Annotated in this window: 18 protein-coding genes, 1 tRNA gene and 2 pseudogenes; 10 read left to right on the plus strand and 11 right to left on the minus strand. The window is 66.5% G+C overall.

Going from position 1 to position 23,555, the window contains the following annotated elements:
- Positions 1-19: 19 nt before the first annotated feature.
- The 4 genes and pseudogenes from CA606_RS02810 to CA606_RS02825 all read right to left on the minus strand — a co-directional run bounded on the left by CA606_RS02810 (position 20) and on the right by CA606_RS02825 (position 5,378).
- Positions 20-1,063, minus strand: a complete 1,044-nt coding sequence (locus CA606_RS02810; protein ID WP_096052481.1) for an NAD(P)-dependent alcohol dehydrogenase — start codon at positions 1,061-1,063, stop codon at positions 20-22.
- 120 nt (positions 1,064-1,183) lie between these two features.
- Complete coding sequence (locus CA606_RS02815) at positions 1,184-3,067, minus strand: nucleoside-diphosphate sugar epimerase/dehydratase (protein WP_096052480.1); 1,884 nt, start codon at positions 3,065-3,067, stop codon at positions 1,184-1,186.
- Positions 3,068-3,155: 88 nt separating this feature from the next.
- Positions 3,156-4,382, minus strand: coding sequence for a gephyrin-like molybdotransferase Glp (gene glp / locus CA606_RS02820; RefSeq protein WP_096052479.1), 1,227 nt, complete (start codon positions 4,380-4,382; stop codon positions 3,156-3,158).
- A gap of 68 nt (positions 4,383-4,450) precedes the next feature.
- Positions 4,451-5,378 (minus strand): annotated as a pseudogene (locus CA606_RS02825) (ferredoxin--NADP reductase).
- Between the two features lie 384 nt (positions 5,379-5,762).
- Here CA606_RS02825 and CA606_RS02830 point away from each other — a divergent pair.
- Entirely contained in the window at positions 5,763-6,179 is a 417-nt protein-coding gene (locus CA606_RS02830) for a hypothetical protein (RefSeq protein ID WP_096052478.1), read from the plus strand.
- A 13-nt stretch (positions 6,180-6,192) separates the two neighbouring features.
- On the opposite strand, the gene CA606_RS02835 is transcribed toward CA606_RS02830, so the two are convergent.
- Positions 6,193-6,372 (minus strand): hypothetical protein, encoded by a 180-nt coding sequence (locus CA606_RS02835; RefSeq protein ID WP_096052477.1) that lies wholly within the window; start codon positions 6,370-6,372, stop codon positions 6,193-6,195.
- Between the two features lie 234 nt (positions 6,373-6,606).
- Here CA606_RS02835 and CA606_RS02840 point away from each other — a divergent pair.
- The 3 genes from CA606_RS02840 to nusG all read left to right on the plus strand — a co-directional run bounded on the left by CA606_RS02840 (position 6,607) and on the right by nusG (position 7,666).
- Positions 6,607-6,682 (plus strand) — tRNA-Trp (locus CA606_RS02840).
- Between the two features lie 98 nt (positions 6,683-6,780).
- A complete protein-coding gene (secE, locus tag CA606_RS02845; RefSeq protein WP_096052476.1) occupies positions 6,781-7,098 on the plus strand; it encodes a preprotein translocase subunit SecE in 318 nt (105 codons plus the stop codon).
- A 10-nt stretch (positions 7,099-7,108) separates the two neighbouring features.
- The gene (gene nusG / locus CA606_RS02850; RefSeq protein ID WP_096052475.1) at positions 7,109-7,666 is read left to right on the plus strand and encodes a transcription termination/antitermination protein NusG; all 558 of its coding nucleotides are present in this window, start codon (positions 7,109-7,111) and stop codon (positions 7,664-7,666) included.
- A gap of 82 nt (positions 7,667-7,748) precedes the next feature.
- Here the strand turns inward: nusG and CA606_RS02855 are convergent, their stop codons facing one another.
- On the minus strand, positions 7,749-8,813 hold the full coding sequence (locus CA606_RS02855; RefSeq protein WP_096052474.1) for an alpha/beta fold hydrolase: 1,065 nt from the start codon (positions 8,811-8,813) through the stop codon (positions 7,749-7,751).
- 259 nt (positions 8,814-9,072) lie between these two features.
- Here CA606_RS02855 and CA606_RS02860 point away from each other — a divergent pair, with 259 nt between their 5' ends.
- Positions 9,073-10,872: a methyl-accepting chemotaxis protein gene (locus tag CA606_RS02860; RefSeq protein WP_096052473.1), complete on the plus strand. Its 1,800-nt coding sequence runs from the start codon at positions 9,073-9,075 to the stop codon at positions 10,870-10,872.
- 43 nt (positions 10,873-10,915) lie between these two features.
- Here CA606_RS02860 and CA606_RS02865 read toward each other — a convergent pair whose 3' ends face one another.
- Both CA606_RS02865 and CA606_RS02870 read right to left on the minus strand, forming a co-directional pair.
- Positions 10,916-11,701 carry a hypothetical protein gene (locus CA606_RS02865; RefSeq protein WP_096052472.1) on the minus strand — a complete coding sequence of 262 codons (786 nt, stop codon included), beginning with the start codon at positions 11,699-11,701 and terminating at the stop codon, positions 10,916-10,918.
- 133 nt (positions 11,702-11,834) lie between these two features.
- A pseudogene (locus CA606_RS02870) lies at positions 11,835-12,101 on the minus strand (hypothetical protein).
- Between the two features lie 23 nt (positions 12,102-12,124).
- On the opposite strand from CA606_RS02870, the gene rpsL reads away from it, so the two are divergent.
- The 5 genes from rpsL (at position 12,125) to CA606_RS02895 (ending at position 17,642) form a co-directional block, all read left to right on the plus strand.
- Positions 12,125-12,496 carry a 30S ribosomal protein S12 gene (gene rpsL / locus CA606_RS02875; RefSeq protein ID WP_004624021.1) on the plus strand — a complete coding sequence of 124 codons (372 nt, stop codon included), beginning with the start codon at positions 12,125-12,127 and terminating at the stop codon, positions 12,494-12,496.
- A gap of 13 nt (positions 12,497-12,509) precedes the next feature.
- Positions 12,510-12,983, plus strand: coding sequence for a 30S ribosomal protein S7 (rpsG, locus tag CA606_RS02880; RefSeq protein ID WP_096052471.1), 474 nt, complete (start codon positions 12,510-12,512; stop codon positions 12,981-12,983).
- A 114-nt stretch (positions 12,984-13,097) separates the two neighbouring features.
- Entirely contained in the window at positions 13,098-15,176 is a 2,079-nt protein-coding gene (gene fusA / locus CA606_RS02885) for an elongation factor G (protein ID WP_096052470.1), read from the plus strand.
- A gap of 135 nt (positions 15,177-15,311) precedes the next feature.
- Complete coding sequence (tuf, locus tag CA606_RS02890) at positions 15,312-16,502, plus strand: elongation factor Tu (protein ID WP_096051670.1); 1,191 nt, start codon at positions 15,312-15,314, stop codon at positions 16,500-16,502.
- Between the two features lie 156 nt (positions 16,503-16,658).
- Positions 16,659-17,642 carry a sensor histidine kinase gene (locus CA606_RS02895; RefSeq protein WP_096052469.1) on the plus strand — a complete coding sequence of 328 codons (984 nt, stop codon included), beginning with the start codon at positions 16,659-16,661 and terminating at the stop codon, positions 17,640-17,642.
- Positions 17,643-17,849: 207 nt separating this feature from the next.
- Here CA606_RS02895 and CA606_RS02900 read toward each other — a convergent pair whose 3' ends face one another.
- Genes CA606_RS02900 through CA606_RS02910 form a run of 3 tightly spaced genes read right to left on the minus strand, consistent with a single transcriptional unit; the run spans position 17,850 to position 23,553 of the window.
- A complete protein-coding gene (locus CA606_RS02900) occupies positions 17,850-20,975 on the minus strand; it encodes an efflux RND transporter permease subunit (RefSeq protein ID WP_096052468.1) in 3,126 nt (1,041 codons plus the stop codon).
- Positions 20,975-22,093 (minus strand): efflux RND transporter periplasmic adaptor subunit, encoded by a 1,119-nt coding sequence (locus CA606_RS02905; RefSeq protein ID WP_096052467.1) that lies wholly within the window; start codon positions 22,091-22,093, stop codon positions 20,975-20,977. The genes CA606_RS02900 and CA606_RS02905 overlap by 1 nt, the downstream gene beginning before the upstream one ends.
- The gene (locus CA606_RS02910) at positions 22,051-23,553 is read right to left on the minus strand and encodes an efflux transporter outer membrane subunit (RefSeq protein ID WP_096052466.1); all 1,503 of its coding nucleotides are present in this window, start codon (positions 23,551-23,553) and stop codon (positions 22,051-22,053) included. The genes CA606_RS02905 and CA606_RS02910 overlap by 43 nt, the downstream gene beginning before the upstream one ends.
- Between the last annotated feature and the right edge of the window lie 2 nt (positions 23,554-23,555).

The raw sequence follows: 23,555 nt of genomic DNA on the forward strand, positions 1-23,555 counted from the left end.
GCTTCCCCCTTCGAACCTGCTAGAGCGTGGCCATGTCGATCACGAAGCGATAGCGCACGTCACTCTTCTGCATGCGCTGGTAGGCGGCGTTGATCTGGTCGATCGCGATCACCTCGATATCGGCGACGATGTTCTTCTCGCCGCAGAAGTCGAGCATCTCCTGCGTCTCCTTGATCGAACCGATCATCGACCCCGCCAGGGTGCGACGGCCGGGGATCAGGGCGAAGGCGTTGAGCTGGGCCGGTTCTTCCGGCGCGCCGACCAGCACCATGGTCCCGTCGACCTTGAGCAGCGCCAGGTAGGCGCCCCAGTCCAGCGGCGCCGAGACGGTGCAGATGATCAGGTCGAACGTATCGGCCAGGGTCTCGAAGGTCTTCGGATCGTTGGTGGCGTAGTAGTGATCGGCGCCCAGGCGCAGGCCGTCGTCCTTCTTGGACAGCGTTTGGCTGAGAACCGTGACCTCCGCGCCCATGGCGTGGGCCAGCTTGACGCCCATGTGGCCGAGGCCGCCCATGCCCAGGATCGCCACCTTCTTGCCGGGGCCCGCGTTCCAGTGGCGCAGCGGCGAATAGAGCGTGATACCGGCGCACAGCAGCGGCGCGGCGGCGTCCAGCGGCAGATGCTCGGGGATCGACAGGACATAGTCGTCCTTGACCACGATATGGTCGGAATAGCCGCCGTAGGTCGGGGTGTCCGAACCCGGCTCAAAGGCGCTGTAGGTCAGCACCAGACCGGGCTGGTACTGCTCGCGGTCCAGGTCGCGCGCGGCCTTGCAGGTGACGCAGCTGTCGACGAAGCAGCCGACGCCGACATGGTCGCCTTCCTTGAAGCGGGTGACGTTGGCGCCGACGGCGGTGACAACGCCGGCGATCTCGTGGCCGGGGACGATCGGATAGACGCTCTGACCCCAGCCGTTGTCGACCATGTGGATGTCGGAGTGGCAGACCCCGCAGTACTTGATGGCGATGACGACGTCGTCGGGATTGGGGTCGCGACGATCAAACGTGAAGGGCGCTAGCGGCGCGCCCGCGGCGGGCGCCGCGTAGCCTTTGGCGGTGGCCATGGGATAGTCCTCGGATTTTGGGAGACGATCGGGGAGGATCGCGGAGGTCGTATCCCACAACAAATCCGAACCCGTTAGATCGATCCTCCAGGTCTCCTGCACGATCCTCCAGAGCGCCGCCTAGGACGCCCGGATCTTGACCACCTTGGACTGGCCGACCTGTCGAAGGTCTTCCACCAGTTCGAACAGGCGCGCACGCACGCTGGCCTCGTCGCCGACCTCGGCCAAGGCGTCCAGCTCCGCAAGGCGCTGGTCGGCGATGGTCGGCGCGGGGGCCAGGCGAACAGCTTCCATGATGCCCGGCGCCTTGAGGCGTGCGACCTCGTTCACGTCGACAAGCGTTTCCGTCAGCTTCTCGCCCGGACGCAGCCCGGTGATCTGGATGTCGATATCGCGCCCGGGGGTCAGGCCCTGCAGCTCGATCATCCGCCGGGCCAGATCGATGATCTTGACCGGCTCGCCCATCTCAAGGGTCAGCACGCCAGCTTCAGGTTCGGACGCGATCATCGACAGCGCCACGGCGCGGAGCACGAGTTGCACCGCCTCCGGGATGGTCATGAAGTAGCGCTCGACCTCGGCATGGGTCAGGGTGATCGGCCCGCCGCGCGCGATCTGGCTCTTGAAGATCGGGACGACCGATCCGGCCGAGCCGAGCACATTGCCAAAGCGCACGATGCTGACCCGCATGTCGCCGCCGCCGCCGTATTGGCGCGCCACGGCCTCGGCGACCCGCTTGGCCGCCCCCATGACGCTGGTCGGCGCCACGGCCTTGTCGGTGGAAATCAGGGCCAGATGAGCCGCGCCGCAGGCCTTGGCGGCGACAGCCACGTTGCGGGTGCCCAGCACATTGGTGCGAACGCCCTCGCACGGATGGTTTTCGACCAGCGTGACATGCTTGAGCGCCGCGGCGTGGAAAATGATGTCAGGCTTCATCTCCACGAAGACGCGCTGAACGCGCGCGGCGTCGCGGACGTCACAGAGCGCTTCGCGTCGGGACAGCATGGGATGCCGCTCGGCGATCTCGCGATCGATGTGGAACAGATTGTATTCAGAGGCGTCGACCATGGTCAGATGGGCGCAGCCGCTGGCGGCGATCTGGCGGCAGAGTTCGGAGCCGATGCTGCCCCCGGCGCCCGTGACCAGCACCCGACGGCCGGACACCAGCGCGCGGACGGGCTCTGGGTCGAGCCGAACCGGCGGCCGGCTCAGCAGTTCTTCGATGCTGATCTCGCGCAGTTGCGGTGTGTTCGCCGCCGCGCCCATCTCGACCACACCGTGACGGCGCAGCAGCCGCACGCCCTCGGTCTTCAGCCGGCCCAGGCGCTCGGCGCCGAAGGTGCTCATCGCGCTGTCGGTGAGGAACAGGATGGCGGCCGGCGACAGGCCGCTGTCGCGCAGGCGTGCCAGCACGCTGTCGAAGTCGGCGATCGAGCCCAGCACGCAGACGCCCCGCAGCTCATCGCCGGTCTCGCGGTCGAGCGGGGAGACCACGCCGATCGGCGCGTAACGTTCGCCAAGGCCGGCGGGCGCGCGCAGGAAGGCTTCAGCTTCCGAGGCTGAGCCGATAATCAGCAGCCTGGGCAAGGCCGGGTGCATCGAAGCTGGGCCAAGGCGTAGCACCGAGTCGAGCAGCATCCGCTCGTGCAGGCTGCGGCGGACAACACGCAGCGCCGACAGGAGCGCGGCCTGGATGAGGGCCGCGCCGGCCACGGTGCGCAAACCACCATCGATCCCAGGATGGGTCAGGCGGGTGATGACCAGAAACGCAGCCGCCGTCAGGACGGCCGACCGGAGCAGTCTCAGATGGTCGGTGGCGGAGACGAAGCGCCACGGCGCCCGCTCGACCCGGAAGGCTAGCTCCACGATGAACGCCGCCAGGCCGTACAGGGTCGCCTGCAGCAGCGTGTCCCGCGTGAACGGCATGTCGATGACGAGATAGCGACCGGCGAGCAGGGCCACGAAGGCCAGCAGGACGTGGGTCGCGATCTTTCCTGCATGCCCCATGAAACGAACCTCTGAAGCGGTGAAGGTCGGGTCACGCCCGGCGAACTCAAATCCGGGCTTAGCACGTCAATTCTATGTCGTCGCGTTTTCAGCCGCGCCGAAGCGGCAGAACTTCGATCAGGTCCCCGGTCGCAGCGGCGGGCGCGCCGATCGCTCGGCGCAGGAGAGCATCGGCGCGTGCGAACACGCTGACCAGCGAGGAATCCTGATCGGGGAATGGCGTGGCGATGGTTCGCCCCTCTGGATCTGTCGACAGCGACGCGCGCATCCAGTGCTCTCGCGGCCCGCCCGCCGGAAGCGGGATGGCCAGACGCGCGGGAACCAGGCGGACCTCCGGGTCCGCCCCGGCGAGGGCGACCAGCAACGGCTTCAGGAACAGTTCCGCGCAAACCAGCGCCGAGGCCGGGTTGCCGGGCAGACCTAGAACACGGCGGCCGTCGGCCAGGCGTCCGCTCCAGGTCGGTTTTCCTGGGCGCAGAGCGATGGTTTCGACCGAAAGCGCCAAGCCCAGCGTGTGAAGCGCTGGCTTGACCAGATCATAGTCGCCGACCGAGGCGCCGCCGATCGTGACGATCAGATCGACCTTCGCCGGGGCCACAGCGGCCGCGATCGCTTGGGCGTCGTCGCCTTGCGCGCTGAGCCGAACCGCCTCGCCGCCCCAGGCCTCGATCAGCGCCGCGAGGCTGAAAGAGCCGCTTTCGAAAATCTGGTCGGGACGGGGCGTCGTCCCCGGCGGAACCAGTTCGTCGCCGGTGGCCAGAACCGCCACGCGGGGGCGCCGCGCCACCGAGACCTCGGCGCGCCCGGCCGCGGCGATCAGGGAAAGGCGCCAGGGGTCGATCACGACGCCGGCGTTCAGAAGGGTGTCGCCAGGCTGGAAGTCACCGCCGGCGGGCCGGATGTTGTGGCGAGGGTCCTGGCCCGCGTCGAAGCGGATCTGGTCGCCGTTGCGGACCGCCTCCTCCTGGATGATCACAAGATCAGCGTCCGCCGGGAGCGGCGCGCCGGTGAAAATCCGCACCGCTTCGCCGGCGCCGACCGGGCGGGGGTAGGCGTTGCCGGCGGCGCTTTCGCCAACGATCCGGAAGGGCGCGTTGGGGACATAATCGGATCGTCGTATCGCCCAGCCGTCCATGGCCGACGCATCGAAAGGCGGCTGCGCGCGACCGGCGATAACGGGCTCCGCCAGAACCCGACCAAGGCTATCGACCAGCCGCGCCGGCTCAACGCCTAGCCGTGAGGCGCCCAGGAGGATGCGCTCGCGCGCCTCTTCGACGGTCAGATTTCTCAGGGTTTTAGGCGGCGAGTCGACCATCGGCAGACCCTAGCCGATCCGCCGTCGGGGGCGAGCCCCAAGATCGAGGGCCCTAGCCATCGAGGGCCCTAGCCGACGAACGCGCGCTCGATCACGAAATCACCCGGTTCGGCGTTGGAGCCTTCCTTGAGGCCATGAGCCTCGAGCAGGGCCGCCGTGTCCTTGATCATCGCCATCGAGCCGCACAGCATGGCGCGGTCGTTTTCCGGATCGAACTTGTCGCCGTCGATCCCAAGATCGGAGAACAGCTTGCCGCTGGTGATCAGGTCGGTGAAACGGCCCTGGCGCTCGAACGGCTCGCGGGTCACGGTCGGATAGTAGGTCAACTGGGCGCGCGCCTCGTCGCCGACCAGCGGATCTTCGAAGATGTCCTGGGTGAAGAGATCGCGATAGGCCAGTTCCTTCACCTCGCGCACGCCATGGGCGACGATCACGCGTTCGAAACGGCTGTAGGCGTCGGGATCGCGCGCCACCGAAAGCCAGGGCGCCAGGCCCGTGCCGGTGCCGAACAGAAAGAGCCGCTTGCCGGGACGCACGGCGTCCAACACCAGGGTGCCGGTCGGCTTCTTGCCAAGAAGAATCTCATCGCCTTCCTGGATCAGTTGCAGGCGCGAGGTCAGCGGGCCGTCGGGAACCTTGATCGAGAAGAACTCCAGCTCTTCGGCGAACGAAGGCGAGCCAATCGAATAGGCGCGCAGGATCGGCTTCTTCTCGCCCAGCGCTTCGCGTGGCGGCAGGCCGATCATCACGAACTCGCCCGAACGGAAGCGGAAGCTCGCGGGCCGGGTGATGGCGAAGCTGAACAGGCGGTCGGTCCAGTGTTTAACCCACAGCACTTTCTCGACGAAGTACGGCGTTTCCTTCACGGGGGCGGCGGCGGTCGCGTTGGCCGTCATCTGAACTCTTTGTGTCCTGGCGCGCTCGGCGCGGAAAAGGCGGTCGCGCCAGGCGGCGCGCGATGGAGCCGCCCAGGCCCTTTGGCGGCACCTGTCTCATGTGTGGAAGGCCGCCGCGATGTCAACGCCGGTTGTCTAATGCCGGGTTTGGAAAAACTCCTGACGTCGGCGCGGGCGCTGGCTGTGTCGGTGACCAGAAGATGAGCGGAAGTATTGGCGCGGAGAATCCTATAAAAACCCAGGTCCGCAAACAATCGTTTGATAGATCGGTCATTCGGTCACCTCGCGGAAGATTATTTCATTCCATCCGCTCAGTAGGTGGCAAGCTTGCCTCTCGCAGCGACGCAAATGCCAAGCGCGTTTCTCGTCACGAAGATGAACAGACCGATTTTTCGAAAAGGGCGAAATTGTGATTGCCGCACCTCGAAAGGGGGCGCAGACTTCACGTTGCTTCGTTCGCGAAGCCAACGATACGGAGGAACGTATGCGGGTTTGGTTCGTAGGGGCCGCCGCGGCGGCCAGTCTGGTAGCGTTTGGTTTGGCCGGTTGCAGTGACAGTGGCGCGAAGTCGAAGGTCGCGCAGGCTCAGCAAGTCATCGTGGAAGCGACGCCCGTCACGGCGTCGGGCTGTGTTCGTCCGGTGGAGAACACGAACTGCCTTGTCGTGAAAGGACGAGGTGGCGGGTACTATGACATCAGCACGGCGAACCCGGCGCCCGATCTGAGCAAGGGGGTTGCGATCTCTTTGCAGGGCAAGGACATGGGCAAGAACACCCAATGCGGTCGTCAGCTGACGGACGTGCGGTGGTCGTATCTTGGCATCCAGTGCGGCGCGTCGGTCCCGGCCAGCAGCGCTTCAACGGGCAAGGAAGACAAGGCCAAGCCCAGTAAGGCTGGCTAGCTCAAAGCCTGCTTCACCCCTCGCCGGAGCCCGGATCGGTCTGGGTCTTCGGCGAGCGGACGCTGTCTGCTGATCCTGGCGGCTCCGTCGCCGGGCGCGGCGCCTGGCCTTCGCGGGCGGGGCGCATGTTCTCGTTCTCGACCTCTCGATTCGAGGGGCGATCTTCGGCGGGCGTGTTCGATAGGCTTGGCATGGGCGTGTAACGCTTCGGGTGCGGCTTTGATCCCGTCAGGCGCGGTAAACGAGGCGACGCCGCAAAGTTCCGCGCGCCAAAATCGGCAATCCTCCGCGCCCCGCTTGCCGGGCGAGTGCGACCCTGCTAAATGGCGCGGCTCTGGCGACAGAGACAGGCGCGCCGAGGCTTGAAAGCTTCCGGCGCGCTGTCTGTCTCCGGATGTCCGTCGGCCCGAAAGGGTGGTCGGTCCGCAGGAGTGTAGCTCAGCTGGTAGAGCATCGGTCTCCAAAACCGAGGGCCGGGGGTTCGAGTCCCTCCACTCCTGCCACTATATGTTTCCGACGGGTCGGTGTTTCGGCCCGATCGTTTTGGCCACCGGGTCGCTCGCCGACCCGGGTCATCTAGAAAGTCGTGAGCCTCAAGAGCATGGCCAGGAAACCGGGATCCAGCCCGTCCGCGATGAAGAACCGCGCCGCCAAGACGGCGGCGGCGATGGCGCCTGCCGGCGCTGGCGCGACGGGCGCCGCCGCTCCTGCCCCGAAGAAGCGCACCAACCCGGTGCAGTTCTTCCGCGAAGTGCGCGCCGAAGCCCGCAAGATCACCTGGACCACGCGCAAGGAGACCTGGATCACCTCGGTGATGGTCTTCATCATGGTGGTGCTGGCTTCGCTGTTCTTCACCGCCGTGGACGGCGGCATTGGCTTCGCCATCAACCAGCTCCTGAAGCTGGCGACCGCGGGATAAGATAAAGACGATGAGCACCGAAACCGCGTCCAATCCGAACCACAAGTGGTACATCGTCCACGCCTACTCGAACTTCGAGAAGAAGGTGGCCGAGAGCATCCGCGAGCAGGCCAAGAACCAGGGCCTGGAAGAGAACTTCTCGGAAATCCTCGTCCCGACCGAAGAGGTCGTCGAGATCCGCCGTGGTCGTAAGGTCAACGCCGAGCGCAAGTTCTTCCCCGGCTACGTGCTGGTGAAGATGAACCTCTCGGACGAAGCCTACCACCTGATCAAGAACACCCCGAAGGTCACGGGCTTCCTGGGTAGCGGCTCCAAGCCGATGCCGGTCTCCGAAAAGGAAGTTCAGCGCATCGTCGGCGCGATCGAGGAGGGCGTCACCGCCCCGAAGGCCGTTGTCCTGTACGAAGTCGGCGAGAACGTTCGCGTCACCGACGGCCCGTTCGCCAGCTTCAACGGCTCGGTGGAATATGTCGACGAAGAGAAGTCGCGCCTGCGCGTCACCGTCTCGATCTTCGGCCGCGCCACGCCGGTGGAGCTGGAATATACTCAGGTCGAAAAGATCGCCTGACGCTTTTCAGGTTCGCTGAAATCGAAAGCCCCGCGTCTCTCAGGCGCGGGGCTTTTGCTTTTCGGGCCTTGGCGTACGGGCTCTACTGCGCCAGCAGTCTCGCCAGATCCGCCTTCCAGAATTTCGCCGCCGTATGGGTTCCATGGCCCCGCGTCTCCGTCGACGCCGGGATCAGCACGAAGCGCGCCTTGGGCATCCGCTTCACAAGCTGCTCGGCCAAGCCCAGTTCCGGCGGATTGATGAAGTCGTCGGCCGAATTGATCCACAGGACCGGCACGGTGATCTTCTCCAAGGCTGGGGAGGGGTCGTAGTTCCGCGACGCGTCGATGTAGTAGAGCGCGTCATTGGCGTCGATCGCGCCGATGCGGGCGTTGAAGCTCTGTTCCAACGCCTTCTCGGTGGCTTCACGGGTTGGATACTGCGCCTGCTGGGCCAGGGGGTTGGCCCCCGCCAGGATCAGCAGGTTGGTGACGGTCCGAAGGCCCGCCAACGGCTGGGTGGTATAGTTTCCGCCCATCCAGGCCGGGTCGGCGCGGATCGCGTCGAGCGCCATCTTGCGCCACATGCGATTGCGGCCAGCCAGGGGCGCGGCGTTGCAGGCGAACGGCGCGAGCCGTTCGGCGAAACCGGGATAGGCTTCGCCCCAGACGAAAGCATGCATGCAGCCCATCGACGTGCCGAGGATCAGCTTCAGGCGCTTTACGCCTAGCCCTTCGACCAGCAGCCGGTGTTGCAGCGCGACCATGTCGTCATAGTCGTAGCGCGGGAACGCCATGCGCAGGCCATCGCTCGGCTTGGACGAGCCGCCGTGCCCAATATTGTCGGGCAGGATTACATAGGTGGTCGCCAGGTCCAGCGGCTGGCCTGGACCATAGAGTTCATCGGCGAAGATCGGGACCAGGAAGTTGCGGCCCGAGCCCCCAGTGCCGTGCAGGACCATCACCGCGTTCTCGATCTCGCCCTTGGCGTTGCGGCGTGGCGTGCCCAGCGTGGTGTAGTGCATGCGCACTTCGGCCAGCGTCTCACCGGACTTGAAGGCGACGTCGCGGGCGATGAAGTCGCCGGTCTTGGTCGGCCAGTCCGCAGCCAGCGCAGAGAAGGGCAGGAACAGGGCAAGGGTCAGGACGGCGAGGATCGTGCGGGTCATGCAACGACCCTAGGCCGACGAGGGTGGTGGTCAAGGCTCGTGCAGCCCAGATCACCTTCCCCGGCGCGGCGTTTCCGATCCCGTCTTGAGGGTCCTTGCACCCCGAACCTGCGCGGGTGGAAACGGCATATCAGGTGCAAGTCAGCCTGGCCGCGACCGATCGTCGCTCACGCTATAATAACGCTGTTCGGACATTGATTTTAATCATTTTTCAGGGCGCCGAAACGGATGGTCGGGCGAACCACTAGGAATCGCTCTCGTGCGCGCCAGCATCTCCACCAAGGTCAGTCTGACCATCGCCCTTGCCTTCCTCGTCCTGACCCTCGCGGTCCTGGGCATCGTGGCCAAGAGCTCGCTGGACTTCGCCCGCCGCCAAGCGACGCAGAACCAGGAAGCCAGCATGCGCGTGGCCTGGGACGTGATCGGCGAGCGCGGCAAGACATTCCGGCGCGAGGGCGACACGCTGTTCGTGGGCGACCGGCCGCTGAACGGTGATTTCGCAGGCGTCGACCGGGTGAAGGCCCTGGTGGGAGGCACCGCCACGGTCTTCATGGGCGACAAGCGCATCACCACCAACGTCACCAAGCCTGACGGCTCGCGCGCCGTGGGCACCGTCCTCGCCAAGGGGCCGGTCCATGATGCGGTTCTGGGGCGCGGCGAATCCTATCGCGGCGAGGCCAAGATCCTGGATAGGCCCTTCTTCGTCGCCTATGACCCGATCAAGGACGCGTCGGGCCAAGTCATCGGCGTGCTCTATGTGGGCGTTCCGCAGGCCGACTATTTCCAGCCGGTCTATCGTCAGCTGACGCTGCTGGCGGTCGCCTGCGTGTTGCTGGGCGTCGCAGGGGCCTTGGCCTCGGTGCTCATGGCGCGCCGCCAGCTGTCGCCGCTGGGCGCGCTGCGCGACGCCATGGGCAAGCTGATGGCCGGCGATCTGACCGTCGCTCTGGCCTTCGCCGGCCGTCAGGACGACATCGGCCAGATGGCGGACGCTGTGCACCGCTTCCGCGATGAGGCGCTGGAAAAGAGCCGCCTGGCCGGTGAAGCCGCCGCCGTACGCGCCTCTGCGGAGGCCGAACGCGAAGCCGCCGGCGCCGAGGGCGCGCGCCGCGCCGCCGACCAGGCTCAGGTCGTGCGTCGTTTGGCCGATGGCCTCCAGCGCCTGTCGGACGGCGATCTGACCGTCCGCCTGACCGAGCCCTTCGCCGACGACTATGAGAGCTTGCGCGCCGATTTCAATCGCGCGGTGGAGGGGCTTGAAGGCGCCATGGTCGCGGTGGTGTCGGCGGTCGCTCAGCTCAACGCCGGGGCCGGCGGCATCGCCGAAGCCGCCGACGACCTCTCGCGTCGCAGCGAAGCCCAGGCCGCCAGCCTGGAGGAGACCGCCGCTGCGCTCGACGAGATCACCGCCACGGTTCGCAAGACGGCCAGCGGCGCGCAGGAAGCCTATCGCGCCGTCAGCGAAGCCCAGAGCGAGGCGGGCCGGTCGCGCGACGTGGTCGCCTCGGCCGTTGAGGCCATCGGCGGCATCGAAGTCTCTTCGCGTCAGGTCGCCCAGATCATCACCGTGATCGACGAGATCGCCTTCCAGACCAACCTGCTGGCCCTGAACGCCGGGGTCGAGGCCGCCCGTGCGGGCGATGCCGGGCGCGGTTTCGCCGTGGTCGCCCAAGAAGTACGGGCGCTGGCCCAGCGCTCGGCCGACGCCGCCAAGGAGATCAAGACCCACATCGCCGACTCCGAACGTCAGGTTCAGTCCGGCGTGTCGCTGGTGGGGGCGGCGGGGGAGACCCTGCAGCGCATCGCCAGCCAGGTCGGCGCGATCAGCACCGTGATCACCGAGATCGCGGCCAGCGCGCAGGAGCAGTCGGCAGGCCTTTCCGAGGTGAACAACGCCGTCAACAGCATGGACCAGGGCACCCAGCACACCACGGCCATGGCCAGCCGTTCGGCGGCGTCCAGCCAGGGCCTGCTGCGCGAGGTGCGAGGCCTGGCTGAGTTGGTGCAACGATTCCGCGTTCGCGAAGGGGCGGCGGCTTCGATGCGAAGGGCGGCTTAGCCGCGCCTGAAGCCCCAAAGGCCAGCGCCCCGCGACGCCCGGGCTAGGGCCGCTGGCCGGCCTTCTTCTGCAGTTCCAGGAACCGTGTCGCCCGCGCCTCAAGGTCCTGGTTTCGCCGAATCTCGTCGACCACGGACTTGCGCTCGCGGCCTAGGCCGTCCTGCTGCGCGCCGAGTACGAACGGGATCTCCTTCATCGTGCCGGGGTGATCCCGACTGCGGTGGTCGACCCCGGGGCCCATCGGGGCGTTCTGGTAACGCCGATAGGCGTCCTGGGCGGCGGCCTGGGCGTCCAGCGCGCGCCGCTTGTCGGCGTTCATGGCCGAGAGAGGATCGCCCTTGGCCTTGGCCGCGCCGAACCGCTCGTCGCAGCGCTCGCGCTCGCGGCGGTTCAGGCCCACGGCGTCCGCGCTGACACAGCCCGTGGCGCTTCCCCGCAAGGCCGTGCGCAGGTCGCCGGCGCCGTCGCCTGGCAAGGGCGCGGGGCGGATGGCGACGCCGGGACGCGATAGACCCGACGTCGGAACCTCCAAGGTCGGCGTTCCCGCCGGGACGGGGCGGACGGCCGCGCGGACCGTGAAGGGCAGGGGCCGATCGGATGCGGCCTCCGTCGCCGAAGACGGGCGCGGCCTTGGCGCTTCGCGGGGAAGCGGGGCCGGACGCTGGAGCTCCAGCGTCATGGTCGACAGATCATCCTCCGCGAACGTCTGCAGCAAAGGGGCCGCGGGCAAGGCCAGCCACGCCAGCAATGCGACGTGCAGCAGCAGCGAGCCGGCGAAGATCGTCGCGCGACGTCGCTTGTCGACGCTGGCCCCCATGCTGACGCTCACCTGAACTCCTGGCCCCTCTTTCGGGGCGCGCCCCGCCTTCCCAAATGGCGTTCGCCGCCACCAAGGCAAGCGCCGCCACCCCCGGTCAAGCTGCGCAGCTTGAAGTGGCGAAAACGCGGCCTAGATTGGGGCCTTAAGGCGGCGTTAACCGACGCAGGAACAGGCGGTTGACGCTGGACCACTTCGCGAGTACATACCGCGCTCTTTTTCGAGGCGGCCGTTCGCGTCCGTCCTGATGAGCTTACGTTCCTGCCGGGCTTTTTGTTTGGCCGGGAACCTGAACCCGCCGGTGTGCTTCCCGCGCTCCGGCGAGTTTCGTGTTTATCGGGTCTCTTAGCTGAGCCTTGAAAAGCCGAAAAACAAAGACAAGGACCTGAAGCGCCCCGGCCGAAAGGCACACGCTTCCATCAGAGCAGAGACTTAATGCCTACCATTAACCAGCTCATCCGTAAGCCGCGCTCCCCGAAGCCGGTGCGGAACAAGGTGCCCGCCCTGAAGGGCTGCCCGCAACGTCGCGGCGTTTGCACCCGCGTTTACACTACGACCCCGAAGAAGCCGAACTCGGCTCTGCGTAAGGTCGCCAAGGTCCGTCTGACCACCGGCATTGAAGCCGTGTGCTACATTCCGGGTGAAGGCCACAACCTGCAGGAGCACTCGGTGGTGCTCATCCGCGGCGGCCGCGTCAAGGATTTGCCCGGCGTCCGTTACCACATCCTGCGCGGCGTCCTCGACACCCAAGGTGTCAAGGATCGTAAGCAGCGTCGTTCGCTCTACGGCGCCAAGCGTCCGAAGTAAGGAATAGAAGAAGATGTCCCGCCGCCGTCGCGCCGAGAAACGCCAAGTCCTGCCGGATCCCAAGTTTGGGGATCTGGTTGTCACGAAGTTCATGAACTACGTGATGTACGAGGGCAAAAAAGCCGTCGCCGAAAACATCATCTATGGTGCTTTCGACATCCTGGAATCCAAGCGCAAGGACCAAGGTCCGCTTGAGACCTTCCACTCCGCTCTGGACAACGTCGCCCCGGCGATCGAAGTCCGGTCGCGTCGCGTTGGCGGCGCCACCTACCAGGTGCCGGTTGAAGTCCGTCCGGACCGTCGCCGCGCCCTGGCCATCCGTTGGCTGGTGACCGCCGCTCGCAAGCGTGGCGAAAACACCATGACCGAAAAGCTGGCTGGTGAGCTGCTGGACGCTTCGAACAACCGCGGCACCGCCGTGAAGAAGCGCGAAGACACCCACAAGATGGCCGAAGCCAACCGGGCGTTCTCGCACTACCGCTGGTAACCTTTCTTACCAGCACTCTTTCAGGCGCGGGCGGTTTGAGATAAACCGCCCGCGCCGCACGTTTAATCCCGGTCGTGTCCGTCCAGGGCCGCCCCGTTTCGCAGAGCGATCGCTATGCCCCGCACGCATAAAATCGAAGACTACCGCAACTTCGGCATCATGGCCCACATCGACGCGGGCAAGACGACGACGACCGAGCGGATCCTTTATTACACCGGTAAGTCGCACAAGATCGGTGAAGTCCACGATGGCGCCGCCACCATGGACTGGATGGAGCAGGAGCAAGAGCGCGGCATCACGATCACGTCGGCCGCGACGACCGCTTTCTGGAACGACAAGCGTCTCAACATCATCGACACCCCCGGGCACGTCGACTTCACCATCGAAGTCGAGCGCAGCCTGCGCGTTCTCGACGGCGCCGTGACGGTGCTGGACGGTAACGCCGGCGTCGAGCCGCAGACCGAAACCGTCTGGCGTCAGGCCGACAAGTACAACGTTCCGCGGATCGTGTTCGTCAACAAGATGGACAAGATCGGCGCCGACTTCGACAAGTCGGTCGAGTCGATCCGCGACCGTCTGGGCGCCAAGGCCGTTCCGATCCAATTCCCGATCGGCGCCGAGTCGAACCTGAAGGGCCTCGTGGACCTGGTCCGCATGAAGGCCGTGGTTTGGGACAACGACGGTCTGGGCGCGACCTATCGCGACGAAGAAATCCCGGCCGACCTGCTGGATAAGGCCGTCGAAGCGCGCGCCTACCTGGTCGAGAACGCCGTCGAGCTCGACGACGACGCCATGGAAGCCTATCTGGGCGGCGAAGAGCCCTCGATCGACACGATCAAGAAGTGCATCCGTAAGGCCGTTCTGACCGGCGCCTTCTATCCGATCCTCTGCGGCTCGGCCTTCAAGAACAAGGGCGTCCAGCCCCTGCTCGACGCCGTCGTCGACTACCTGCCCTCGCCGGTGGACATCCCGCCGACCAAGGGCATCGACTTCAAGACCGAAGAAGAGACCACCCGTCAGGCCTCGGACGAAGAGCCGCTGTCGGTTCTGGCGTTCAAGATCATGGACGACCCCTTCGTCGGCTCGCTGACCTTCTGCCGCATCTATTCGGGCAGGATGGAAACCGGCATGTCGCTGCTGAACTCGACGCGCGACAAGCGCGAGCGCGTCGGCCGCATGCTGCTGATGCACTCCAACAACCGCGAAGACATCAAGGAAGCCTACGCCGGCGATATCGTCGCCCTGGCTGGCCTGAAGGAAACCCGCACGGGTGACACCCTGTGCGATCCGCTGAAGTCGCCGGTCATCCTGGAGCGCATGGAATTCCCAGCTCCGGTTATCGAAATCGCCGTCGAACCCAAGTCGAAGGCCGACCAGGAAAAGCTGGGCGTCGCCCTGCAGAAGCTGGCCGCCGAAGATCCGTCCTTCACCGTCTCGACCGACTTCGAAAGCGGCCAGACGATCCTGAAGGGCATGGGCGAACTGCACCTGGACATCAAGATCGACATCCTGAAGCGGACCTACAAGGTCGAAGCCAACATCGGCGCGCCGCAGGTTGCCTATCGTGAATCGCTGGGCCGCAAGGTCGACATCGACTACACGCACAAGAAGCAAACCGGTGGTACGGGCCAGTTCGCCCGCGTCATGATCACCTTCGAACCGGGCGAGCCGGGTTCGGGCTTCGTGTTCGAAAGCGCGATCGTCGGCGGCGCGGTGCCGAAGGAATACATCCCGGGCGTCCAAAAGGGCCTGGAATCGGTCAAGGACAGCGGCCTGCTGGCCGGCTTCCCGCTGATCGACTTCAAGGCGACCCTGACGGACGGCAAGTACCACGACGTCGACTCGTCGGTTCTGGCCTTCGAAATCGCCTCGCGCGCCGCCTTCAAGGAGCTGCGCGAAAAGGGCGCTCCCAAGCTGCTCGAGCCGATCATGAAGGTCGAGGTCGTGACGCCGGAAGAATATCTGGGCTCGGTCATCGGCGACCTGAACAGCCGCCGTGGCATGATCCAGGGTCAAGACATGCGCGGCAACGCGACTGTCGTGAACGCCTACGTCCCGCTGGCCAACATGTTCGGTTACGTGAACACCCTGCGGGGTATGTCGCAAGGCCGCGCTCAGTTCAGCATGGTCTACGACCACTACGATCCGGTGCCGCAACACGTCGCCGACGAAGTGATCAAGAAGTACGCCTAAGCTTTTCCCAAGGAAAAGCGTGGGTTAGAGACAGGGAGGGGCCTTCGTAGGCCCCTCTCGCATCCACCCCAGAAGTCCAACCTATTGAAGGCCCCCCCGTTTATCGAAGGGTTCTGGGGTCCTGGAGCTAAGAAGATGGCCAAGGAAAAGTTCGAACGCACTAAGCCGCACTGCAACATCGGCACCATCGGTCACGTTGACCATGGCAAGACGACGCTGACGGCGGCGATCACGATCACGCTGGCGAAGTCGGGCGGCGCGACCGCCAAGAACTACGCCGACATTGACGCTGCGCCGGAAGAAAAGGCCCGCGGCATCACGATCAACACCGCGCACGTCGAGTACGAGACGGCCAACCGTCACTACGCGCACGTCGACTGCCCCGGCCACGCCGACTACGTGAAGAACATGATCACGGGCGCGGCCCAGATGGACGGCGCGATTCTGGTCGTGTCGGCCGCTGACGGTCCGATGCCGCAGACCCGCGAGCACATCCTGCTGGCCCGTCAGGTCGGCGTGCCGGCTCTGGTCGTGTTCATGAACAAGGTCGACATGGTCGACGACGAAGAGCTGCTGGAGCTCGTCGAAATGGAAGTGCGCGAGCTGCTGAGCAGCTACCAGTTCCCGGGCGACGACATTCCGATCACCAAGGGTTCGGCCCTGGCCGCCGTGGAAGGCCGCGACGCCAAGATCGGCGAAGAGGCGATCCTGGCGCTGATGGCTTCGGTCGACGCCTACATCCCGCAGCCGGAACGCCCCGTTGACCTGCCGTTCCTGATGCCGGTCGAAGACGTGTTCTCGATCTCGGGCCGCGGCACCGTGGTCACGGGCCGTATCGAAAAGGGCATCGTGAAGGTCGGCGAAGAAGTCGAAATCGTCGGCATCCGTCCGGTCCAGAAGACGACCTGCACGGGCGTCGAAATGTTCCGCAAGCTGCTGGACCAAGGTCAAGCCGGCGACAACGTTGGCGTGCTGCTGCGCGGCACCAAGCGTGAAGACGTCGAGCGCGGCCAAGTGCTGTGCAAGCCGGGTTCGATCACGCCGCACACCAAGTTCGTGGCCGAAGCCTATATCCTGAACAAGGAAGAAGGCGGCCGTCACACCCCGTTCTTCACCAACTACCGTCCGCAGTTCTACTTCCGCACGACCGATGTCACCGGCATCATCAAGCTGAAGGAAGGCGTGGAAATGATCATGCCGGGCGACAACGCCGAGCTGGACGTCGAGCTGATCACCCCGATCGCCATGGACCAAGGCCTGCGCTTCGCCATCCGTGAAGGCGGCCGCACCGTCGGCGCCGGCGTCGTCGCCAAGATCGTCGAGTAATCTCGAACGCTCTTAGCCTCGGCTAGAAATGCGAAGGCCCCGGAGAGCAATCTCCGGGGCCTTTTGCTTTGGGCGAAGCTCGGCGCGGCCTATGTCGGCTACCGGCTTGACGGTCCTTCGCCTTTCCCCCACCAGATAACGCCTCGGGGGAAGAGCTTGGCTGTCAACGCGCTCATTCGTGGAAAGGCCGGAGGCTATGTGTTCGCCGTTCTGGCGACCCTGGTCGCTTGGGCGCTGCGCTACGCCCTGGATGGCTGGTTCCCGCCGGGCTTTCCGTACCTGACCTTTTTCCCGGCGGTCGTCATCACCGCCTATTTCGCCGGACTGCGGCCCTCCATCCTCTGCGCCGTGCTGTCTGGGGTCGCGGCCTGGTACTTCTTCATTCCGCCGTTCCACAGCCTGAGTATCAATTTCTCCACGGCCTTGGCGTTGGTGTTCTACGCCTTTGTCGTTGCGGTCGACGTGTTCTTCATCGACGGCATGCGCAAGGCTTTGCGGCAGCTGGAGGAGGAGCGGGCCCGCTACGCCGCGCTCGCCGAGAGCCGCGACCTGCTCTATCGCGAGCTGCACCACCGGGTGAGCAACAACCTTCAGGTCGTCGGCGCGCTTCTGAGGCTGCAGGGCTCCGGGATCAACGACGAGGACGCCCGCCACGCCCTCGCCGAGGCCGGCGGCCGCATTGAGCTGATCGCCAAGATCCAGCGCGAGCTCCACAACGCCGTCGGCGACCCCGCGCCGTTCCGGACCTTCGCCGAGGTGGTCCTGGCCGGCGCGGCGGCGGCGGCGGGCGCCCAGGTGAGCCTTGTGATCGAGGGCGGTGAGCAGCCGCTGCATCCTGACCAGGCCACGCCCGTCACGCTCGTCATGTTGGAGAGCTTCAACAACGCGCTTGAGCACGGATTTGGCGAGGGCGGCTCTGGGCGGGTCCAGGTCTCACTGGACCAGTCGGGGCTGACCCACATCCTGAGCGTTCGCGACGATGGCGCAGGGCCGCCTGACGGCTTTGATCCTACCGCCTCCAAGAGCCTGGGCCTCCGCATTGTCCGCGCCATGGCCCAGCAACTGGGCGGCAAGTTCGAGATGTCTCGTGAGGACGGTTGGACGGTTTGTCGCCTGAGTTACGCGCCCAAGCGCGACTAGAGCACTTTCCGATACGTGTGAAACGGTTATCGGGTCGAAAAATGCTCTAAACTTTTGAAATGGAGCCTTTTTATCCGATCTGATTGGTTCAATCAGATCGGAAAGGGCTCTAGCGCAGTCTATCTCCCTAAAGCGGGCGCGCGTCCGCGCTGGCCTGTAACGCGCTCCGGGCGTCCAACACCGCAGTGCCGGACGCCCGGGCCGTTGTCAGGCGATCGGGGTCTGACCGGGCGCCTCGCGTGGGGTGATCACGCGCGCCAGCTTCGGCTTCAGCCACATCTCGAAATCATCGACGATCTCGTAGACCACCGGCACCAGCACCAGGGACAGGACCGTCGAGGTGATTAGGCCGCCGATCACCGCCACGGCCATCGGTTGGCGGAACTCCGCGCCCGTACCAATGCCCAGGGCGGTCGGCAACATGCCGGCCATCATCGCCAGGGTGGTCATCACGATCGGGCGGGCCCGCTCATGGCAAGCGTCGATAATGGCCTCGCGCTGACTGAGGCCGGCGCGTTCCTGCTCGATGGCGTACTCGACCAGCAGGATTGAGTTCTTGGCGGCCAGCCCCATCAGCATCAGGAAGCCGATCAGCGACGGCATCGACAGCGATTGACCCATCACCAAGAGGGCGAAGAACGCGCCGCCAATGGCCAGCGGCAAGGCCGACAGGATGGTGATCGGCTTGAAGAAGCTGCGGAACAGCAGCACCAGCACCCCGAAGACCAGACCCACGGCCGACAGCAAGGCGACGGCGAAGCCGGTGAAGAGCTCGACAAACGCCTCCTGGTCCCCGGCGGAGGCCGGTCCCACGCCCGGCGGCAGGTTCTTCATGGTCGGCAGGTTGCCGACGTCGGTCATGGCCTGGCCCAGCTGAGCGCCGTTGTTGAGGTCGGCCTCGATGGTGACCTGTCGCTTTCGGGCGAAGCGGTCAATCTTGGCGGGACCGGCCTGGAACGACAGCTCCGCCACGGTGTCGAGGCGCGTGCTGCCGCCGTTCGCAGTGGGCACCTGCAGCGCGCCCAGCGCTTCCAGGTCCTGGCGGCTCTCGGCCGGCAGGCGCACCCGGATCGGGATCCGACGTTCGCCCTGGGTCATCTTGGCGACGTTGGCGTCGATGTCGCCCACGGTGGCCACGCGGGCGATGGCGGCGATGTCGGCCGAGCTGACGCCCAGGCGCGCAGCCTCGTCGGCCTTGGGGCGGATCAGGATTTCCGGTCCGCTGGGCGGCGAGGACGGGCGCGGGTCGGCCACGGTGGACAGGCCCTGCATCTCCTGCTCGATCTTGGCCGCCGTGCGTTCCAGCAGCGGGCCGTCCTCGGCGACCAGGATGGTTTGTACGTCGGACGAGCCCCAATCGCCCAGCAGATTCACGCGCGCGTCGGGGATGTCGCGGAGACCGTCACGGACCTCCTGCTTGATCTCGGTGACCGTCAGGTCGCGGTCCCCAGTCAAGACGATGGTGATCGTGGCGTCACGAATGTCGGCGCTGCTCTGCCCGCCCCAGCCGCTGCCGATATTGGAACCGACCTGGGCGAAGACGTGGGTCACCTCTGGGCGCTTGCGGAACATGGTGGTCACCGCTTGAACCGTGCGGTCCATGTCGGCGACCGTCGCACCGGGCGGCCCCTGAACCTTGAGGTAGTAGTAGTTGTTGTTCGCGGGCGGCTGGAACGCCGTCGGCAGCAGCCCCGCCAGCATGATCGACCCGATGAAGATCAGGCCGCCGATCACGCAGGCCAGGATCCGGTGGTCCAGCGACCAGTCCAGGATGTTTCGATAGAAGCCTTCGAACGGCTTGCGCGGATGGGGGGCTTTTGCCGGCTTAAGGAAATAGGCGGCCAGCAGCGGCGTCAGCAGCCGGGCCACGACCAGCGAGAACAGCACGGCCACGGCGACCGTCAGGCCGAATTCCTTGAAGAACTGGCCAGGCATGCCGGGCATGAAGGACACCGGCACAAACACCGCCACGATCGTGAAGGTGGTCGCCACCACGGCCAGGCCGATGGCGTCCGCGCCCTCCATCGCCGCCTGGAACGGCCTCTGTCCTCGCGCGACCCGTTTCTCGATGTTCTCGATCTCGACGACCGCGTCGTCCACCAGGATGCCGATGACCAGAGTCAGGGCCAGCAGCGTCACGACGTTCAGCGAGAAGCCCATGAACGCCATGAAGGCGAAGGTCGGCACCAGCGACACGGGCATGGCGATGGCGGTGATCAGGGTCGCGCGCCATTCGCGCAGGAACAGGAACACCACCAGCGACGCCAGGAGCATGCCCTCCAGCAGCGTGTGCTCGGTGGCCTTGAAGCTGGCCCGGGTCTCGTCGACGGTCGAGAAGATCTTCACGAACGTCACACCGGGGGTCTTGGCCGCCAGTTGGTCGACAGCGACCTTGACGCGATCCTCTACGGCGACGTCGCTGGAGTCGCGGGTCTTCATCACCTGGAAGGCGACGACAGGCCGACCGTCGAGCCGCGCGAAGCCGCGCTCCTCTTCAGAGCCCTGGCCGACCTGGGCGACGTCGGTCAGCTTCACATAGCGGCCGCCCGCGACGGGGATGGTGATCTGGCGGAGTTGCTCGATCGTGGTCGCCGCGCCCAGCACGCGCAGGGTCTGCTCGCGCCCGCCGATGCTGGCGCGCCCGCCCGGGGCGTCGACGCTGAAGCTGGCCAGGGCCTGGTTCAGTTGCGGCGCGGTGACGCCGAACGAGGCCATGCGGTCGGGGTCGATGATGACGTTGATCTCGCGATCGACACCACCGACGCGGGCCACCTGCGCCACGCCCTTTTCGCCCTGGAGGGCGCGGGTGACGGTGTCGTCGATGAACCAGGACAGGTCCGTCGCGCTCATCCCCGGGGCGGAGACGGCGTAGGTGATGATCGGCGCGCTGGTGATCTCCAGGCGCTGGACGAGCGGCTCGTCCACCTCGCGCGGCAGCACGGCGCGGGCCTGGTCGACCTTGGAGCGGACCTCGTCCGTGACCTTCTGCAGGTCTTCCCCGAGATTGAACTCGATCGTGGTGGTCGAGGCGCCCTGGACCACCGATGAGCGGATGGTCTTGACGTTGGAGATGCTGGCGACCGCGTCCTCGATGGGGCGCGTGACCTGGGTCTCCATCTCGCCCGGCGCAGCGCCGCTCTGGGTGACCGTGACGGTCACGGCGGGGAACTCGACGTTCGGGAACTGCTTGATCGGCAGGCCCAGATAGGCGCCGACGCCGGCGATCATCAGGGCGATGAACACCACGGCCACGGGGATCGGGTTGCGGATCGCCCAGGCCGAGACGCGCAACTGCCCTGTCGCGTGCTCGCTCGTATTGTTCTGCTCGCTCATCAGCGGGCCGCCTGCTGGGCCGCCGCCGGACGGATCACGTCACCGTCGCTGACGAAGGCGGCGCCGCCGAGGACGATGCGCGTGCCGGCGGCCGGCCCTTGCACCACCTGAGCCCAGCCGCCGCCCTTCTGGCCGATCTTCACAGGAACCTGCTTGGCGCGGTTGTTGCTGTCGACCGTCATCAGGAACAGGCCATCGGCCTCGTAGCGGATCGCCGCTTCCGGAACCGCCGTCACCGGCGTGCCGGAGGCGCCGAAGGTGGCGCGGCCAAAGCCGCCCGGGCGCAGGTCGGGGCGGACCGGCAGGCGAATGCGAACCTTGCCCAGACGGCTGGCGCTGTCGACGCGCGGGCTGACCAGGCGGACGACACCCGTGAGGGCCTGGCCGGCGGGCAGCGACACGGCCACCGATTGGCCGGCGCGGACGCCGCCCAGGTCGGCTTCATTGACCTCGGCGTCCAGCTCCACCAGACCGTCGCGGGCGATGGTGAACCACGGGGCGGTCCCGCCGCCGGCGATCTGGCCGGGTTGGACCCCGCGCGACAGCACGCGGCCGCTGACGGGGGCGGTGATGGTCATGCGCGACGCGCGCGTCCGCAGTTCCTTCAGCGCCGCCTCCTGGGCCTTGGCCTGGTAGCGGCGCGTCTCGATCTGTTCCTGGCTGAGGACGCCTTGGCCATCGAGGCCCGACACCCGCGCCGCCTCGGCCTGGGCCTGGGCGGTCACTGCGGCCTGCTGATCGATCTGGGCGCGCAGCAGCGTGTCGTCCAACTGGACCAGAGGCTGACCGGCGCGGACCCAGTCGCCCTCATCGGCGTAGAGACGCGCCACGCGGTAACCGGTAAGCTCCGATCCGACGGCGGCCTCCTCGCGGGAGACCAGCAGACCGGACGCCTCGATGCCGCCGCCCAGCGGACGGGTCTCGACGCTGCCGACGCTGACGGTGCGGGCCGAGGCGGCGGCGGGCGCGGCCTTGTCGCCCGTGGCGTCCTTCTTGTCGCCACAGGCGGTCAGTCCCACGCCGGCGCAGACCAGGGCGGTGGCGATCAGATAGCGTGTCGTCATCGGAGCGGGTCTCACTGCGCGGAAGCCTTGGTCGGGACGGCCTCGGGCGACCAACCGCCGCCGAGAGCCTTGTAGGTTTGAACGGCGCGTTGCAGCGCCTGGGTCTGGGCGCCGGTGGCGGCCGAGCGGACGGCGCGCCAGGCCTGTTCGGCCTGCAGCGCTGTGGTCAGGTCCGTAAGGCCCGCCGCATAGCCCTTTCGGCTGGCCTCGTAGGCCACAGCGGCCCGGCGTTCGCCCGCCGAAAGCAGCGCGACGCGCCGTTCGTCGGCCGCCAACTGGACCAGGGCGTTGTCGGCCTCGCCGAACGCGTTTTGCACCGTTTTCTCGTAGGTGATCGCCGCCTGCTCGACCCGAGCGTTGCTGGCCTTGATGTCGGACATCAGCTTGGGGATGTTCAGGACCGGGATCGAGAGATTGGCGCCGACCGTCCAGGCCGAACTGGTCGTCGAGGTTTCCGCGCCCGCGTCCAGGAAGCTGGGCGTGATCGCCTTCGAAATTCCGATCCCCGGCTTGAGCGTGAGGGTGGGGAAGAGCGCCAACTCGCTGATGTTGAGGTTGCCCGACGCCGACGCCAGGCGCGCAGCGGCTTCACGCACGTCAGGACGCCGGGCCAGCAACTGGCTGGGCGCTGTGGCGGGGACGGCGGGCGGCTTGGCCAGCGACGGCGTGATCGCCAAGGACTCCAGCGGATCGACGCCCTTGCCGACCAGGATCAGAAGCGTACGGCGCGAGGCCCGAAGTTGGGCTTCCAGGGCGGCGACCTGGGCTTGGGCCTGGGCCAGGTCGGCAGCGGCGCGCTCGCCCTCGGATGTGGCGGTCAGACCGCGGCGGCCGCGCTCGCCGGCGACATCAGCCAGGGCCTTGGCGATGCGGACGCTTTCACGGGCGTCTTCGAGCTGGACCGCCAGACCGCGCGCTTCGAAATAGGCTTGGGCGACGTTGGCGGCCAGCGCGGCGCGAGCGCCCTCATAGGCGAAGCGAGCGGCGGCCATGTCGTTCTTGACCACCCGCAGCGCCGCGAGGCGACGCCCGACCAGGTCTAGCTCCCAAGAAACATCGAAATCGGCGGCGTAGGTCTTGCTTATGCCGCCTTGGGTGAAGCTCCCGGCGCCGCTCTGGTCGCTGATGTTCGTGTCTGTTCGTTGGGCCGAGCCGACAAGAGGCGTCTGCGGGATAAAGATCTGCCGCACCTGGCCCTGACGGATGGCGCGGGCCTCCTCCAGGCGCGCGGCGGCCAGCCGGGCGTCGGGGCTTTGGGCAAGGGCTGTGGTGACGAGCTCGTTGAGAACAGGGTCGCCGAACTGGATCCACCACTGGTCCAGGGCCTGGGTCGCGAGCGGCGTGGCGCTGGCCGCCTCATAGGCGGCCGGCAGCTTGGCGTCGACCTTGCGCGCCGGCGTCGTACAGGCCGCCAAGCCAGCGCTCAGGAACGCGAGCGTCGCGAGCTGAGCGGCGCGGGACAAGCCAGCGCGTTGGTCTGGTCGCTGGAGAGCGCCGGTCTTGGCGAGACGCATGA

Origin of the sequence: Caulobacter vibrioides (assembly GCF_002310375.3) — a bacterium.
Lineage (GTDB): Bacteria > Pseudomonadota > Alphaproteobacteria > Caulobacterales > Caulobacteraceae > Caulobacter > Caulobacter vibrioides_D.

Bases quoted from the DNA above. Each gene is read 5' to 3' on its own strand.
- CA606_RS02835 (WP_096052477.1), bottom strand. From the start codon at position 6,372: ATGCCAAGCCTATCGAACACGCCCGCCGAAGATCGCCCCTCGAATCGA.
- CA606_RS02910 (WP_096052466.1), bottom strand. From the start codon at position 23,553: ATGCGTCTCGCCAAGACCGGCGCTCTCCAGCGACCAGACCAACGCGCT.
- CA606_RS02830 (WP_096052478.1), top strand. From the start codon at position 5,763: ATGCGGGTTTGGTTCGTAGGGGCCGCCGCGGCGGCCAGTCTGGTAGCG.
- CA606_RS02855 (WP_096052474.1), bottom strand. From the start codon at position 8,813: ATGACCCGCACGATCCTCGCCGTCCTGACCCTTGCCCTGTTCCTGCCC.
- rpsG (WP_096052471.1), top strand. From the start codon at position 12,510: ATGTCCCGCCGCCGTCGCGCCGAGAAACGCCAAGTCCTGCCGGATCCC.
- fusA (WP_096052470.1), top strand. From the start codon at position 13,098: ATGCCCCGCACGCATAAAATCGAAGACTACCGCAACTTCGGCATCATG.
- CA606_RS02810 (WP_096052481.1), bottom strand. From the start codon at position 1,063: ATGGCCACCGCCAAAGGCTACGCGGCGCCCGCCGCGGGCGCGCCGCTA.
- secE (WP_096052476.1), top strand. From the start codon at position 6,781: ATGGCCAGGAAACCGGGATCCAGCCCGTCCGCGATGAAGAACCGCGCC.
- rpsL (WP_004624021.1), top strand. From the start codon at position 12,125: ATGCCTACCATTAACCAGCTCATCCGTAAGCCGCGCTCCCCGAAGCCG.
- CA606_RS02815 (WP_096052480.1), bottom strand. From the start codon at position 3,067: ATGGGGCATGCAGGAAAGATCGCGACCCACGTCCTGCTGGCCTTCGTG.
- glp (WP_096052479.1), bottom strand. From the start codon at position 4,382: ATGGTCGACTCGCCGCCTAAAACCCTGAGAAATCTGACCGTCGAAGAG.
- nusG (WP_096052475.1), top strand. From the start codon at position 7,109: ATGAGCACCGAAACCGCGTCCAATCCGAACCACAAGTGGTACATCGTC.
- tuf (WP_096051670.1), top strand. From the start codon at position 15,312: ATGGCCAAGGAAAAGTTCGAACGCACTAAGCCGCACTGCAACATCGGC.
- CA606_RS02900 (WP_096052468.1), bottom strand. From the start codon at position 20,975: ATGAGCGAGCAGAACAATACGAGCGAGCACGCGACAGGGCAGTTGCGC.